Origin of the sequence: Bacillus sp. FSL K6-3431 (assembly GCF_038002605.1) — a bacterium.
Classification (GTDB): Bacteria; Bacillota; Bacilli; order Bacillales; family Bacillaceae_C; genus Lederbergia.
Genome location: NZ_JBBOCT010000001.1, coordinates 1,165,470 through 1,180,157, shown reverse-complemented (window position 1 = coordinate 1,180,157; position 14,688 = coordinate 1,165,470). Strand labels below are relative to the sequence as shown.

Annotated in this window: 16 protein-coding genes; all 16 read left to right on the top strand. The window is 37.6% G+C overall.

Going from position 1 to position 14,688, the window contains the following annotated elements; translation table 11 throughout:
- The first annotated feature begins 102 nt into the window (after positions 1–102).
- Positions 103–375, top strand: a complete 273-nt coding sequence (gene rpsP / locus MHB53_RS05985) for a 30S ribosomal protein S16 (protein ID WP_340916270.1) — start codon at positions 103–105, stop codon at positions 373–375.
- Positions 376–386: 11 nt separating this feature from the next.
- Positions 387–620, top strand: a complete 234-nt coding sequence (locus MHB53_RS05980; RefSeq protein ID WP_340916268.1) for a KH domain-containing protein — start codon at positions 387–389, stop codon at positions 618–620.
- Between the two features lie 120 nt (positions 621–740).
- Positions 741–1,133, top strand: coding sequence for a YlqD family protein (locus tag MHB53_RS05975; protein WP_340916266.1), 393 nt, complete (start codon positions 741–743; stop codon positions 1,131–1,133).
- A 7-nt stretch (positions 1,134–1,140) separates the two neighbouring features.
- A complete protein-coding gene (rimM, locus tag MHB53_RS05970) occupies positions 1,141–1,659 on the top strand; it encodes a ribosome maturation factor RimM (protein ID WP_340924510.1) in 519 nt (172 codons plus the stop codon).
- Positions 1,656–2,375, top strand: a complete 720-nt coding sequence (gene trmD / locus MHB53_RS05965) for a tRNA (guanosine(37)-N1)-methyltransferase TrmD (RefSeq protein ID WP_340916264.1) — start codon at positions 1,656–1,658, stop codon at positions 2,373–2,375. The genes rimM and trmD overlap by 4 nt, the downstream gene beginning before the upstream one ends.
- Positions 2,376–2,529: 154 nt before the next feature.
- Positions 2,530–2,874, top strand: a complete 345-nt coding sequence (gene rplS / locus MHB53_RS05960; protein ID WP_066139730.1) for a 50S ribosomal protein L19 — start codon at positions 2,530–2,532, stop codon at positions 2,872–2,874.
- A 606-nt stretch (positions 2,875–3,480) separates the two neighbouring features.
- Positions 3,481–4,023, top strand: a complete 543-nt coding sequence (lepB, locus tag MHB53_RS05955; RefSeq protein WP_340916263.1) for a signal peptidase I — start codon at positions 3,481–3,483, stop codon at positions 4,021–4,023.
- A gap of 19 nt (positions 4,024–4,042) precedes the next feature.
- Positions 4,043–4,900 (top strand): ribosome biogenesis GTPase YlqF, encoded by an 858-nt coding sequence (ylqF, locus tag MHB53_RS05950; protein WP_340916262.1) that lies wholly within the window; start codon positions 4,043–4,045, stop codon positions 4,898–4,900.
- A 66-nt stretch (positions 4,901–4,966) separates the two neighbouring features.
- The gene (locus MHB53_RS05945) at positions 4,967–5,737 is read left to right on the top strand and encodes a ribonuclease HII (RefSeq protein WP_340916261.1); all 771 of its coding nucleotides are present in this window, start codon (positions 4,967–4,969) and stop codon (positions 5,735–5,737) included.
- Between the two features lie 18 nt (positions 5,738–5,755).
- Complete coding sequence (locus MHB53_RS05940) at positions 5,756–7,309, top strand: hypothetical protein (RefSeq protein WP_340916260.1); 1,554 nt, start codon at positions 5,756–5,758, stop codon at positions 7,307–7,309.
- Positions 7,306–7,596, top strand: a complete 291-nt coding sequence (locus tag MHB53_RS05935) for an EscU/YscU/HrcU family type III secretion system export apparatus switch protein (RefSeq protein ID WP_340916259.1) — start codon at positions 7,306–7,308, stop codon at positions 7,594–7,596. The genes MHB53_RS05940 and MHB53_RS05935 overlap by 4 nt, the downstream gene beginning before the upstream one ends.
- A 96-nt stretch (positions 7,597–7,692) precedes the next feature.
- A complete protein-coding gene (gene sucC / locus MHB53_RS05930; protein WP_340916258.1) occupies positions 7,693–8,853 on the top strand; it encodes an ADP-forming succinate--CoA ligase subunit beta in 1,161 nt (386 codons plus the stop codon).
- Positions 8,854–8,935: 82 nt separating this feature from the next.
- Entirely contained in the window at positions 8,936–9,838 is a 903-nt protein-coding gene (gene sucD, locus MHB53_RS05925) for a succinate--CoA ligase subunit alpha (protein WP_340916257.1), read from the top strand.
- A gap of 71 nt (positions 9,839–9,909) precedes the next feature.
- Positions 9,910–10,788, top strand: coding sequence for a DNA-processing protein DprA (dprA, locus tag MHB53_RS05920; protein ID WP_340924507.1), 879 nt, complete (start codon positions 9,910–9,912; stop codon positions 10,786–10,788).
- Between the two features lie 348 nt (positions 10,789–11,136).
- A complete protein-coding gene (gene topA / locus MHB53_RS05915; protein WP_340916256.1) occupies positions 11,137–13,212 on the top strand; it encodes a type I DNA topoisomerase in 2,076 nt (691 codons plus the stop codon).
- Between the two features lie 158 nt (positions 13,213–13,370).
- On the top strand, positions 13,371–14,675 hold the full coding sequence (gene trmFO, locus MHB53_RS05910) for an FADH(2)-oxidizing methylenetetrahydrofolate--tRNA-(uracil(54)-C(5))-methyltransferase TrmFO (protein WP_340916255.1): 1,305 nt from the start codon (positions 13,371–13,373) through the stop codon (positions 14,673–14,675).
- Positions 14,676–14,688 lie beyond the last annotated feature (13 nt).

Here is a 14,688-nt window from a genome sequence, read left to right as displayed (position 1 = left end):
GCCTAAACTTTTTCAACATGTTAAGAGAAAACACTTTACAAACAAAACACATATTTGGTATCATAATATCTTGTGTGAAACTATTCGGAGGTGCTATTTAAAATGGCAGTTAAAATTCGCTTGAAGCGTATTGGAGCAAAGAAAGCTCCATTTTATCGTATTGTGGTTGCAGATTCACGTTCACCACGTGACGGAAGAATTATTGAAGAGATCGGAACATATAATCCGGTTGCAGAACCTGCACTAGTAAAAATCAATGAGGAAACAGCTATTAAATGGATGCAAGATGGGGCTAAACCATCTGATACAGTTCGTAACTTGTTTTCTAAACAAGGTATCATGGAAAAATTCCATAACGCTAAGCTTAACAAGTAATTGTGAGACGCATGCAAGAGTTGATTTTGTCGATTGTTAAGCCAATTGTTGATTATCCCGAAGATGTTCGGGTGCATGTGAAAGAAGAAGAACAACGCATCACTTATCACCTTTCTGTTCATGAAAAAGATATTGGAAAGGTGATAGGCAGACATGGCCGTGTTGCTAAAGCAATTAGAACGGTTGTTTATGCGGCAGCAGGATCACAACAACATAAAAAGGTCTACATGGAAATCGACGAATAGGGAGGCGTAAACACCTCCCTTTTTTGCTATTTAGGAAATTATCTTATATTGTGATTCCGCATTTCTTGTTATGAAAAAGCAATATTAATACATAATAAAATGGAAGTGGAGGATGAACCTATGAAAATTCTCCAAACAGTAACAATAAAAAGAGTGTTAACAGAAGAGAGTAAACAAAGTTTGTTACTAAAATATAAAAATGACAAGCTACAGTTAAGTAAAGAATGTGATCAGCTTTTATTTGAATTGAAAAAGTTAGAAAGAACACGAAAATACTCAACAGCTGGTTTGAAAGCGCAATTCGATAAAGAAATAGATGGTAGAAAAGACAAAATAAAATTGATCGATTTCCAAATCGATCAACTAGAGTTGCTACCCTATGGTAGTGAACTAAAAGACGAAGAAGTAGAAGCTTTGGTGGACATAAATATCGGTGATAACTGGGATGCTATGACAAAAGGGAAAACAATTATTGTCAAAGATGGGATCATCGTAGAAATTCGTGAGAGGTGAGAATATGTTGCCAAAATGGTTTAACGTTGGCAAAATCGTTAATACACATGGTATAAATGGAGAAGTGAGAGTGATATCCAACACTGATTTTCCAGATGAAAGATACGCTCCAAAAAGTTTGCTTTATTTATTTCTTCCGGGAAAAAAAGAAGCAATTCCATTAACAGTTAAAAGCCATCGTGTACACAAGAACTTTAATTTGCTTAAATTTGAAGGGTACGAACACATTAATGATGTTGTACAATGGAAAAATAGTATTCTAAAGATAACAGATAAGCAATTAACTGATTTGTCAGATGACGAATACTATTTCCATGAAATTATTGGCTGTGAGGTCGTGACGATAGACAATGATATTATTGGGGTAATTAGTGAAATTCTTACACCTGGGGCAAATGATGTGTGGGTAGTCGAACGTGATAGTGGAAAAGATATTTTGATTCCATATATAGAAGAAATAGTGATGGACATCTCAATAGATGAAAAGAAAATTATCATCAAGCCGATGGAGGGTTTGCTAGAATGAGAATTGATATTTTAACGCTTTTTCCTGAAATGTTTACAGGTGTCTTCGGCTCCTCCATTTTGAAAAAAGCTGCCGAAAAAGAAGCGGTATCTTATCATGTAACAAATTTCCGTGAGTTTTCAGATAATAAACATAAAACGGTTGATGATTATCCGTATGGTGGAGGGGCTGGCATGGTTTTAAAGCCGCAACCAATTTTTGACGCGTTAGATCATCTGAAATCTGAAAATGCTACAACACCTCGTATCATTCTTTTATGTCCCCAGGGCGAGCGCTATAATCAGCAAAAAGCAGAAGAACTCGCAAAAGAATCTCATCTCGTGTTTATTTGTGGACATTATGAGGGCTATGATGAACGGATTCGTGAACATGTTGTAACGGATGAAATATCGATAGGTGATTACGTAATGACTGGCGGCGAGCTTGGTGCGATGGTTGTTATCGACTCTGTCGTCCGATTAATCCCCGGTGTATTAGGTAATGAAGACTCACCGGTACTTGATTCTTTTTCATCTGGTTTATTAGAACATCCTCACTATACTCGTCCTGCAGAGTTTCGTGGTATGAAGGTACCAGACGTATTATTATCTGGTAACCATAGCAAAATAGCAGAATGGCGAGAGAAAGAGTCTCTACTTCGTACAAAAAATAGGCGTCCAGATCTTTTAAAAAACTATCCAATAACGGAGCAACAAAAAAAATGGTTGAATGAATAATTTTTCTCTTAAGTTACAATTGCAATCAAAGCTTCTGTATGCTATTATTACTGTTGTGACTGGGGCCATTTTGGCTAAATCCAGTTGAAACAACGGTGTTCCGCTGCATTAGGTTGATTGTTTGCATGAGCGTCGGTGGAAGGAGATGAATACGATGCACAAACTTATTGAAGAAGTTACTAAAGAGCAACTTCGCACAGATCTACCATCATTTCGCGCTGGTGATACAGTTCGCGTTCATGTTAAAGTTGTTGAGGGAACACGTGAACGGATCCAGTTATTTGAAGGTGTAGTAATCAAACGTCGCGGAGGCGGAATCAGTGAAACTTTCACTGTTCGAAAAATCTCTTATGGTGTTGGAGTCGAGCGTACATTCCCTGTACACACTCCGAGAATTGCAGACCTAGATGTCGTGCGTCGCGGTAAAGTTCGCCGTGCGAAACTTTACTACTTGCGTAAACTACGCGGTAAAGCTGCTCGAATCAAAGAAATCCGATAATTATTCAGTGCAAACATTGGTAATAGCGTGTTGATGAATGCAACATGTTGATTGGATTATAAAAAGTAATTATTAAAAGGAGCTTGGTCACAAGCTCCTTTTATGTATTTAAAAATAAAATCCTTTAAATATCTTTATTGAAAATTTTGGAAGTATTTGTTTTTTTAGATATTTTTTTGAATGTGACGAAACGAGCTATTGCATTGATGTTACAAGCTTTTCCAGTTTTCGTTTATGAGCACCCGAAGCACAAGCTTCTCCTTATAGAATGCTATAGAGCGTCTCATATTGATGTTAGACAGGTTCTCCTCGAAAAAAGACACCAAAGGCTTTCGGCGTTGAATTTGTCTTATATAGAGCTAATAGGGCATACGGTGGCTTATTGAATCTAGGTGATGAGATAGTTGTTGAAATAAGCTGCGTATTTTTTAGTCGGCTGTTTATTGAGGGACTCGTGTCAAGCGGTGCCCATTCCATCCACCGCTGCTTTACATAGGTAAAAGTAATCTACAAAGTTTTTTTTATTTGGCATTTCCGGTACAATAGTGTGTGTGTGCACATAATAAGTGAATAGTTGTCTTTAGTATGGGATAGGGTGGTGGTAAAATGGCAAAAGAAAAAAATGAGATTTGGGAATGGACAAAAGCCTTACTCATTGCAATTGGCTTAGCTGTAGTTATAAGATACTTTCTTTTCGCACCAATTGTTGTAGATGGCTTATCGATGATGCCTACTTTACATAATGGTGATCGTATGATAGTAAACAAAATAGGAAAGCCTGATCGTTTTGATATAATTGTTTTTCATGCACCAGAGCAAAAAGATTATATTAAACGAGTAATTGGTCTTCCTGGTGATACGATAGAATATAAAGATGATACATTGTATGTGAACGGCAAACCATATGAAGAACCTTATCTAGATATTTATAAAAAGCAAATCGCAGATGGTCCATTAACGGAAGATTTTACATTAGAAGACACTCCTGGAGAAAACGAAGTAGTGCCTGAGGGTGAAGTTTTTGTTATGGGAGATAATCGTCGCTTTAGTAAGGACAGTCGGCATATTGGGACAATTCCAGTTGAAAAAGTGATTGGGGATACATCTCTAGTATATTGGCCGATTAAGGATATTAGAATTGTGAAATAGCAAAAGGAGACAAACATCTATGACAATTCAATGGTTCCCGGGGCATATGGCAAAAGCGCGTCGGGAAGTGACGGAAAAACTGAAGTTAGTTGATATTATATTTGAACTTGTGGATGCTCGAATCCCAGTATCATCTTCTAATCCAATGCTTCAAGATATTATCCAACAAAAGCCCCGACTTATATTATTAAATAAAGCGGATATGGCGGATCAAGGATTAACGAAAAAATGGATCAAAGCTTATGCAGATAAAGATATGAAAGCATTAGCAATTAATTCCCAAGCTGGAAGTGGAATGAAAGAAATTGTAAAAGCTGCAGAAGAAATTCTTCACGAAAAGCGGGAACGACAAAAAGCAAAAGGTTTAAAACCTAGACCAATACGTGCGATGATTATCGGAATACCAAATGTCGGGAAATCGACACTAATTAATCGGTTGGCAAAAAAAAATATTGCTAAAACAGGCAATACGCCCGGTGTCACTCGTGCGCAGCAGTGGATAAAAGTAGGCAAAGAATTGGAACTACTTGATACACCAGGTATACTCTGGCCAAAATTTGAAGACCCTGAAACAGGCTATAAATTAGCTCTAACAGGTGCTATTAAAGATACTTTATTAAATATGCAAGATATCGCGGTCTTTGGCTTGCGTTACCTTGAAACTCATTATCCAGAACGTTTATTAAATCAATATCAACTAGAAGAAATTCCGAATGATCTAGCTATATTTTTTGATAAGATTGGTTTACTACGAGGCTGTTTAGCTGCAGGTGGGGATGTTGATTATGATAAAACGGCGGAAACAGTTGTGAGAGATTTGAGGACGCAAAAATTCGGAAATATTACTTTCGATTTACCGGACCAAAATCCTGTTTAAAGATCCCGTTGTTTAGGGGTCTTTATTTTTTTTGTGAAAAGCCGATAATAATATATGGAGGTTAATATGAAAAAGACACCCATTAAAGAGTTGAAAGAATTAGTGAAAAATATTGTAGATGAAAACGATCAGATTATGATTGATCTTCTACATGATACAAGGAAAGGTGCACAATATATATATGAGCAATGGAAAAGAGAAAAGGGGCTAAAAGAGAAAGAGCTACAAAGATATAAAGGCATGTGTAAACTCGAAGTAATTGCACAAACCGAAGGATATGAGGCTATCGCAGGCATAGACGAAGCTGGTCGGGGGCCACTAGCGGGGCCGGTCGTTTCCGCGGCAGTTATATTAAAGAAGGATAGTTTTATAGAAGGGTTAAATGATTCTAAAAAAATTAGTAAGAAAAAACGTATGCTTTTATATGAGGCTATTCTCGCAGAAGCAGTTTCGGTAGGAGTGGGCATTATCGATTCAAAAGAAATCGATCAAATGAATATCTATGAAGCCACGAAGAAATCAATGCTTGCTGCTGTCCAAAATTTAAAAAGGCAACCAGATATATTATTTATAGATGCCATGACTTTAAATAGTCCTTATCCAGAAAGATCGTTTATCAAAGGAGATGCAATCAGCGTATCAATAGCAGCAGCTTCTATAATCGCAAAGGTAACCCGTGACGAAATCATGACGAGATACCATCAGGAATATCCTGAATATGGATTTATTGATCATATGGGGTATGGTACGAAAAACCATGTAGATGCTATACATACATATGGTGCATGTCCGATTCATCGTACAAGTTTTGAACCGATAAAATCGATGTTAATATGATTGAAAGGTGAAGAAAAGATGGATATACAGTCGGTAATGAAAACAATGCTCTCCAATCAAGAAGCGAAATTAAGCGGACAATTGAATTTTAAAACGGGTCAAATATTCTTCGGTACAATCCAAAAGTTGTTTCCCAATCAGCATGCGGAAATTAAAATAGGACTCCATAAAATGATAGCCAAATTGGAAGTCCCTTTAATTAGTGGGAAAGGATATTGGTTACAGGTGGATTCATCTGCGGGAGAAACGAGACTTAAGCTTCTTTCTACTTTAGCAGAAACTAGTTCAAAAGGTGGAGACTCTACCGACTTATTGAAGCTATTATCACTACCGATGAACAAATCAAACCTAATGCTTGCAGAACTTTTAAAGAATGAACAAATTCCTTTATCAAAAGGGGAAATTAATAGTGTTGGTCAGTTTTTAACGCAGGCGGATGATATTCTTTTAGCGTTAAACACAATTAAACTTATGAAAGATACTAATATGCCAATAAATGAAGATGTGTTTAAGTCGCTGATGGCTACAGGAAAAGAACCATCTACACAAAAGTTGCTACAATTATTACATACTGCATTGGTATCAGAGAGTAAAATAAGTTCGACGGGAAAAGAAATGCTTGCTCTTCTTAACGATTGGAAAGAAGAGGATAGTATAAAAAATGGGCGCCAATTGTTTCATGAAATACTACAAGTGGCCGGAGGAAAATCTGAGCAAAGTCAGAAAAACATCATGCAATCGATCTTACATAAATTAGATATTAAATCAGGTGTTGTCAGTCAACAGGCGATTGACTTAGCTGTGCAAAAGCTTGGCAATTATTCAAATCCTTCATTATTATCGAGTTCATCAAATGTACAAATTTCTAATGTGATTCAAGCTTTAACTACTAATGAGCAGGATGTATTGAGGCAATTGGCGATACAAAGTGAAAGGCAGTACAGTGGGGAATTCGCCTTGAAGCAATTGACACAATCGATGCAAAGATTAGGTCTTTTTTACGAGAGTGAAATATTACTTGATGATAGTAGTAGAAGTCAAACAGTGGAATCATTGAAACCACTATTGGTAAAATATATCCAAGAATCTCATACAGTGAATAGTAGATCAAGAGATAATGCAGAGCAACTATTGATGCGGTTTAATGGTCAACAGCTACTTTCTATTGAAAATGGACCTGTCCAGCAAATATTGTATGAAATTCCACTAAAACTAGGCAAATATGAAACAGAAATGACATTGCAATGGGAAGGAAATCGGACAGCTGAAGGGCAAATTGATCCTAATTTTTGCCGTATTCTGTTTTATTTAGAACTTGAGAATTTAAATGAAACGGTTGTTGAAATGCAAGTACAAAATCGCGTAGTAACACTAAATATAATCAATGATTCAAACAAATTAAAACCTCTAGCAGACACGCTGCTTCCCACATTAAAAGCCGGGTTGGAACAAATGGATTACATATTATCTGCAGTCCATTTTAAGCAACCAAAAGTAAATGAACTAGATCCAATTCGAAAAACGTATGGACGAAACTATGATTCATATACTGGAGTAGATATACGAATATGAAAAAAGAAAATATTAATATAGAAAATGTCCGGCAAGAAGTGGTTGCCCTCAAATATCGCCAAGATACACAGGATGCCCCAATAATTATAGCAAAAGGAAAAGGAATTGTAGCAGAAAATATATTGGAAAAAGCAAGAGAAAAAGAGATACCTGTGCAACAAGATCCATCACTTGTTGCATTATTAGGTCAACTAAATGTGAATGAGACAATACCGGAAGAATTATATAAAGCTGTAGCAGAAGTGTTCGCATTTGTCTATCGCCTTGATCGCAACCAAACTCGTTAATGTCAATCTTAGTCGATAAAGGTGGACATCTTTCCCTGCTTTTAATACAATTAAAGCGCAATCTATTTTTTTGAGAGTTTGACAGGAGGATGGAAAATGAATATCCACGAGTATCAAGGTAAAGAAATCCTCAGAAAGTATGGGGTAACTGTACCGGCAGGCAAAGTTGCTTTTACCGTTGAAGAAGCTGTTGAAGCGGCAAAAGAACTAGGCGGCGACGTTAATGTCGTAAAAGCACAAATCCATGCGGGCGGAAGAGGAAAAGCCGGCGGGGTAAAAGTAGCAAAAAACTTAGAAGAAGTGCGTACATATGCCGAAGAGATCCTAGGTAAAACACTAGTAACTCCGCAAACAGGACCTGAAGGTAAAGAAGTTAAGCGTCTTCTTATTGAAGAAGGCTGCGATATTAAAAAAGAGTATTATGTTGGCCTCGTCGTTGACCGCGCTACAGATCGAATTGTTTTAATGGCGTCTGAAGAAGGTGGGACTGAAATAGAGGAAGTTGCAGAAAAATCACCTGAAAAGATTTTTTATGAGGTTGTTGATCCTGCAGTAGGTCTTACTGGATTCCAAGCAAGAAGAGTTGCCTTTAATATTAATATTCCCAAAGAGTTAGTTGGAAAAGCGGCTAAATTTATGTTAAGCCTTTACAAAGCCTTCGAAGAAAAGGATTGTTCTATTGCTGAAATTAATCCTCTTGTAGTGACGGGTGATGGTAATGTAATTGCCTTAGATGCGAAGCTTAATTTTGATGCGAACGCATTGTTCAAGCATAAAGATATTTTAGAATATCGTGATCTTGATGAAGAGGATGCGAAAGAAATTGAAGCATCTAAATATGACCTAAGCTATATTTCACTTGATGGTAATATTGGATGTATGGTAAATGGTGCTGGTCTTGCAATGGCAACAATGGATATCATTAAGCACTATGGCGGAGATCCCGCAAACTTCCTTGACGTTGGGGGCGGTGCAACTGCTGAAAAAGTAACAGAAGCATTTAAAATCATTCTTTCCGATGAAAATGTACAAGGTATCTTTGTCAATATTTTTGGTGGAATTATGAAGTGCGACATTATTGCTACGGGAGTTGTAGAAGCTGCAAAACAAGTAAGCTTGGAAGTACCACTGGTTGTTAGATTAGAAGGAACAAATGTGGATTTAGGAAAGAAAATTTTGAACGAATCAGGGTTGAACATTATTGCTGCTGAATCAATGGCAGATGGAGCTCAGAAAATCGTCGAACTAGTAGGATAATAAATAAAATATATGTTCATATGTTTTGGGCAGAGCCCAGTCTATGTGTATGTAGCCAGAAATTTGAAAGGCAGGGAAAATCATGAGCGTGTTTGTAAACAAAGATACAAAAGTAATTGTCCAAGGGATTACCGGCTCAACAGCCCTTTTCCATACGGAGCAAATGCTCGAATATGGGACGAAAATTGTCGGCGGAGTGACACCGGGAAAAGGCGGTACAGAGGCAGCTGGGGTTCCCGTCTTTAATACAGTAGATGAAGCAGTAAAAACGACTGGAGCAAATGCTTCTGTCATTTATGTACCAGCACCATTTGCAGCAGATGCAATTATGGAAGCGGTAGATGCGGAGTTAGATCTAGTTATTTGTATTACGGAGCATATTCCGGTTATCGATATGATTAATGTAAAGCGCTATATGGAAGGTAAGAAAACTCGCCTTGTTGGACCTAACTGTCCGGGAGTTATTACTCCAGATGAGTGTAAAATAGGAATTATGCCTGGTTATATTCATACAAAAGGCCATGTTGGTGTTGTTTCACGTTCAGGAACATTAACGTATGAAGCTGTTCACCAATTGACACAGGCAGGTGTAGGGCAAACTACAGCTGTAGGTATTGGTGGAGATCCTGTCAACGGTACGGACTTTATCGATGTGTTAAAGGCTTTTAATGAAGATCCAGAAACAGAAGCAGTGATCATGATTGGGGAAATTGGCGGAACGGCTGAGGAAGAAGCTGCTGAATGGGTGAAGGCTAATATGTCTAAACCTGTTGTAGGCTTCATTGGCGGACGTACGGCGCCTCCTGGAAAGCGTATGGGCCATGCAGGAGCAATTATTTCTGGTGGTAAGGGCACAGCAGACGAAAAAATGCGCGTAATGAATGAATGTGGTATTAAAGTTGCCGAAACTCCATCAGTAATCGGTGAAACATTAATCGAAGTACTGAAAGAAAAAGGTTTATACGAAAAGTGTAAAACACATTAATCACTAGTTGAAATAGCTCCTCTAATGTGAGGAGCTTATTTCACTATAAAATATACCAGAATAGGAGTATGATTCATATTTTCAAAGAAAAGCTATTACATCTCATCCACTGTCGCACGGTAAGTAATAAGGCCCTAAGAGCACTATTGCAACATGATCCAGAATTGAAAAACCTCTATGTTACACCACTTGACGACCTCCAACGAATTCTTCAGCTTACACCTTCCCAAATGAAGATATTTTCACGAGATTTCCGTTCTATTGAAATCCAGCGATTACTTAAGCTTTATTCATCAAAAAATATAATGATTATCACGTATAATGATCCAGAATATCCACAATTATTAAAAGAAATTTATGATCCGCCAATTGTTTTATTTTCGATAGGAGATACATCAATATTAGAAAAAAATGCAATTGCAATTGTAGGAGCGCGTGATGCTAATCAGTATGCTGAGATAGCGATAGATCACCTATTACCGCGCTTAATCAAAGAAAACTTTGTTATCGTTAGTGGTTTGGCAAATGGAACGGATACAATTGCACATAAACGCGCAATTGCTTACGGTGGGAAAACAATTGCAATTTTGGGTGGCGGTTTTTTTCATATTTATCCTCGAGAAAATAAGCAACTAGCGGAAAAAATAAAGCAAAGTCATTTATTAATATCAGAATATCCACCAATCCAACGTCCCGAAAAGTGGCATTTTCCGATGAGAAATAGAATTATTAGTGGTTTAGCTTTGGGTACTATCGTTGTACAAGCTAAAAGTAAAAGTGGTTCATTAATTACAGCGGACTGCGCATTGGAGGTTGGGCGTGAAGTGTTTGCATTACCAGGTAATATCGATGATCCACTGTCTGCTGGAACGAATCATCTTATTCAACAAGGAGCTAAGTTAGTCACGTCAAGCCAAGATATAATTGATGAACTAAATCTAGATTACTAGCTATCTAATGAAGATGTTTAAATTAAAAAGCTTGCAATTCTCCCTATTGTAGGATAAATTTTCAAAAGATATAGAAATGGAATATAATGAATTCCCATCTGCTTTTAGTGCGTGTTCAAAAAGGTGCAAAATTAGCAACAAGAAGTACGAGCCGCGTAGGTTTTGAGGATCAGACTTGCACACGACGTGAGCGATCTTAACATAGGTTCCTTTTACTTTAGTAGAAGTACCTAATTGCCCACGAATAAATTCGCCCATCATCCTTCATTGACAAATATAAGATGGGCGTATAGTATTTACTCTAATTTATAGATGGGATTATTATGAACCTCTAGGGAGGATTTTTGCATGTCAGATTACTTAGTAATTGTAGAATCGCCTGCTAAGGCAAAAACAATAGAACGATATTTAGGGAAAAAATATAAAGTAAAGGCATCCATGGGCCATGTGCGTGATTTACCAAAGAGTCAAATGGGTGTGGATGTTGAACAAAACTTTGAACCGAAATATATTACAATCAGGGGAAAAGGGCCGGTCATGAAAGAATTACGTACAGCGGCTAAGAAAGCCAAAAAGATTTTTCTGGCGGCTGACCCGGATCGTGAAGGGGAAGCAATAGCTTGGCATTTGGCAAACAGCCTTAATGTAGATATACATTCAGACTGTCGGGTAGTTTTTAATGAAATTACTAAAGATGCGATAAAAGAATCGTTTAAACACCCACGACCAATCAATATGGACCTTGTAGATGCGCAGCAAGCAAGACGTATTCTTGATAGGCTCGTTGGTTATAATATCAGTCCGCTTTTATGGAAAAAGGTTAAAAAAGGCTTGAGTGCAGGTAGGGTACAATCAGTAGCCCTTAGATTGATTATTGATCGGGAAAATGAAATAAAGGATTTTATACCTGAAGAGTATTGGTCGATTGAAGGAAACTTTAAGAAAATGAAAGCTGAATTTCAGGCAGCATTTTTCGGCTTAAATGGGAAAAAGCAGAAGCTAAGTTCAGAAGAAGACGTAAATTCTATCATGGAGAAGCTTTCAGATGATGTATTTAAAGTCGCTTCTGTTGTAAAAAAGGAAAGAAAGAGAAATCCAGCTTTACCATTTACGACTTCATCCTTACAGCAAGAAGCGGCGCGAAAGCTGAACTTCCGTGCTAGAAAAACGATGATGCTTGCCCAACAACTTTATGAAGGTATGGATCTTGGAAAAGAAGGTACTGTCGGGTTAATCACTTATATGCGAACGGATTCTACTAGAATCTCCGAAGTGGCCCAAAAAGAAGCGGCGGAATATATTTCATCACAATACGGTAAGGAATATATAAAAACGAGTGAATTGAAAGCAAAGAAAAAAGGGAATACACAAGATGCGCATGAGGCAGTAAGACCTACTAGTACAATGCGTGATCCTAATAAAGTAAAAACATTTTTAAGTAGGGATCAACTCAGACTTTATAAGCTAATTTGGGAAAGGTTTATTGCGAGTCAAATGGCACCGGCGGTTATGGATACGATGACGGTGGACTTGCAAAATGGAGAAGTTACTTTTCGAGCAAATGGGTCAAAAATTAAATTTCCAGGATTTATGAAAGTGTATGTAGAAGGTTCGGACGATCAGTTGGATGAAAAAGAAAACCTTCTACCTGACCTAGTCGAAGGAGATGAAGTAATTGCTGAAGCAATTAATCCGAAACAGCATTTTACTCAGCCGCCTCCAAGATATACGGAAGCGAGATTAGTCAAAACACTTGAGGAACTTGGAATAGGGCGACCATCCACATATGCACCAACACTAGATACAATTCAAAAACGTGGTTATGTAGCATTGGAAAATAAACGCTTCATTCCTACCGAGCTTGGTGAAATTGTATTGGAGCTTATTATGGAATTCTTTCCAGAAGTGATTAACGTCGAGTTTACTGTGAAAATGGAAAGTGAACTAGATGAAATTGAAGAAGGAAAGGTCGCATGGGTGTCGATTATTGATGAATTCTACAAAGGATTCGAAATTAATTTGAAAAAAGCTGAAGTTGAAATGCGAGAAGTAGAAATTAAAGATGAGTATGCTGGAGAAGACTGTGACCTTTGCGGTAATCCTATGGTAATTAAAATGGGTAGATATGGGAAATTTATGGCTTGTAGCAATTTTCCGGATTGCAGAAATACGAAAGCGATTGTAAAACAAATTGGTGTAAAGTGTCCAACTTGTGAAAAGGGCGAAATCATTGAAAGAAAAAGTAAGAAAAAACGAATTTTCTACGGATGTGATCGTTATCCGGAATGCGAATTTATTTCTTGGGATAAGCCAATTGAACGTGTTTGTCCTAAGTGTAGCAATACGCTTGTTGAGAAAAAACTTAAAAAAGGCATTCAGGTACAATGTGTAAATTGTGACTATAAAGAAATGTCTCAACAGTAACAAACCACACCACTTAGGACAGGTATCCTGAGTGGTGAATTTTTTTGCTTGGATATTAAGCGCATTATTTTTCTTTCATGGATCTATGGTGTAAAATGCAATAAGATTATTGAATGACACAGGATCGATGATTCTGTTTATTTTTAGGAGGCATATAAATGACACAAACCGTAAATGTAGTTGGAGCTGGTCTTGCGGGAAGCGAAGCCGCATGGCAATTAGCCAAGAGAGGTATCAACGTTAAGTTATTTGAAATGAGGCCGGTAAAGCAAACGCCAGCACATCATACAGATAAATTCGCTGAGTTAGTATGTTCGAATTCGCTGCGTTCCAACACATTGGCAAATGCGGTAGGTGTATTGAAAGAAGAAATGCGATTACTTGATTCCGTTATTATTGATGCAGCAGATCGCTCATCTGTTCCAGCGGGTGGTGCGCTTGCAGTTGACAGACATGAATTTGCGGGTTATGTAACGGAAAAAGTAAGGAACCATCCACTTATTGAAGTATTTAATGAAGAGATAAAAGAGATTCCTGAGGGGATCACAATCATAGCTACTGGTCCTTTAACAAGTGAATCACTTTCCCAGCAGTTGCTCTCACTAACAGGTGAAGAGTATTTATATTTTTATGATGCAGCTGCACCCATCATTGAAAAAGATAGTATTGATATGAATAAAGTATATTTAAAATCGCGTTATGATAAAGGCGAAGCTGCCTATTTAAACTGCCCTATGTCTGAAGACGAATTTGATCGCTTTTATGAAGCCCTTATCACTGCTGAGACTGTCCCTTTAAAAGAATTTGAAAAAGAAATATTCTTTGAAGGCTGTATGCCGATCGAAGTTATGGCTGCAAGAGGCAAAAAAACAATGTTGTTTGGTCCAATGAAGCCTGTAGGCCTGGAAGATCCTCGAACAGGCAAAAGACCATATGCTGTTGTTCAACTTCGTCAAGATGATGCAGCTGGAACATTATATAATTTAGTAGGGTTTCAAACCCATCTAAAATGGGGACCGCAAAAGGATGTGCTTCGTCTCATTCCTGGGTTGGAAAATGTAGAGGTCGTAAGATACGGTGTGATGCATCGAAACACTTTTATAAATTCACCGAATGTGTTGGAACCTACATATCAATTTAAAGCACGTCCTAGTTTATTATTTGCCGGTCAAATGACGGGGGTGGAAGGGTATGTAGAGTCAGCCGCAAGCGGATTAGTAGCTGGGATTAATGCTGCACGTTTAGTGCTTGGTGAGGATCCGGTCATCTTCCCAAAAGAAACGACGATCGGAAGCATGGCTCATTATATTACAGCTACAGGATCAAAAAACTTTCAACCAATGAATGTGAATTTTGGTTTGTTACCTGATTTGCCAGAAAAGATAAAAGATAAAAAGTCAAGAAATGAGCAGTATGGAGAAAGAGCATTGCGAACAATTCAAAACTTTGTGAAAAATTTGTAACATTTATTGCATA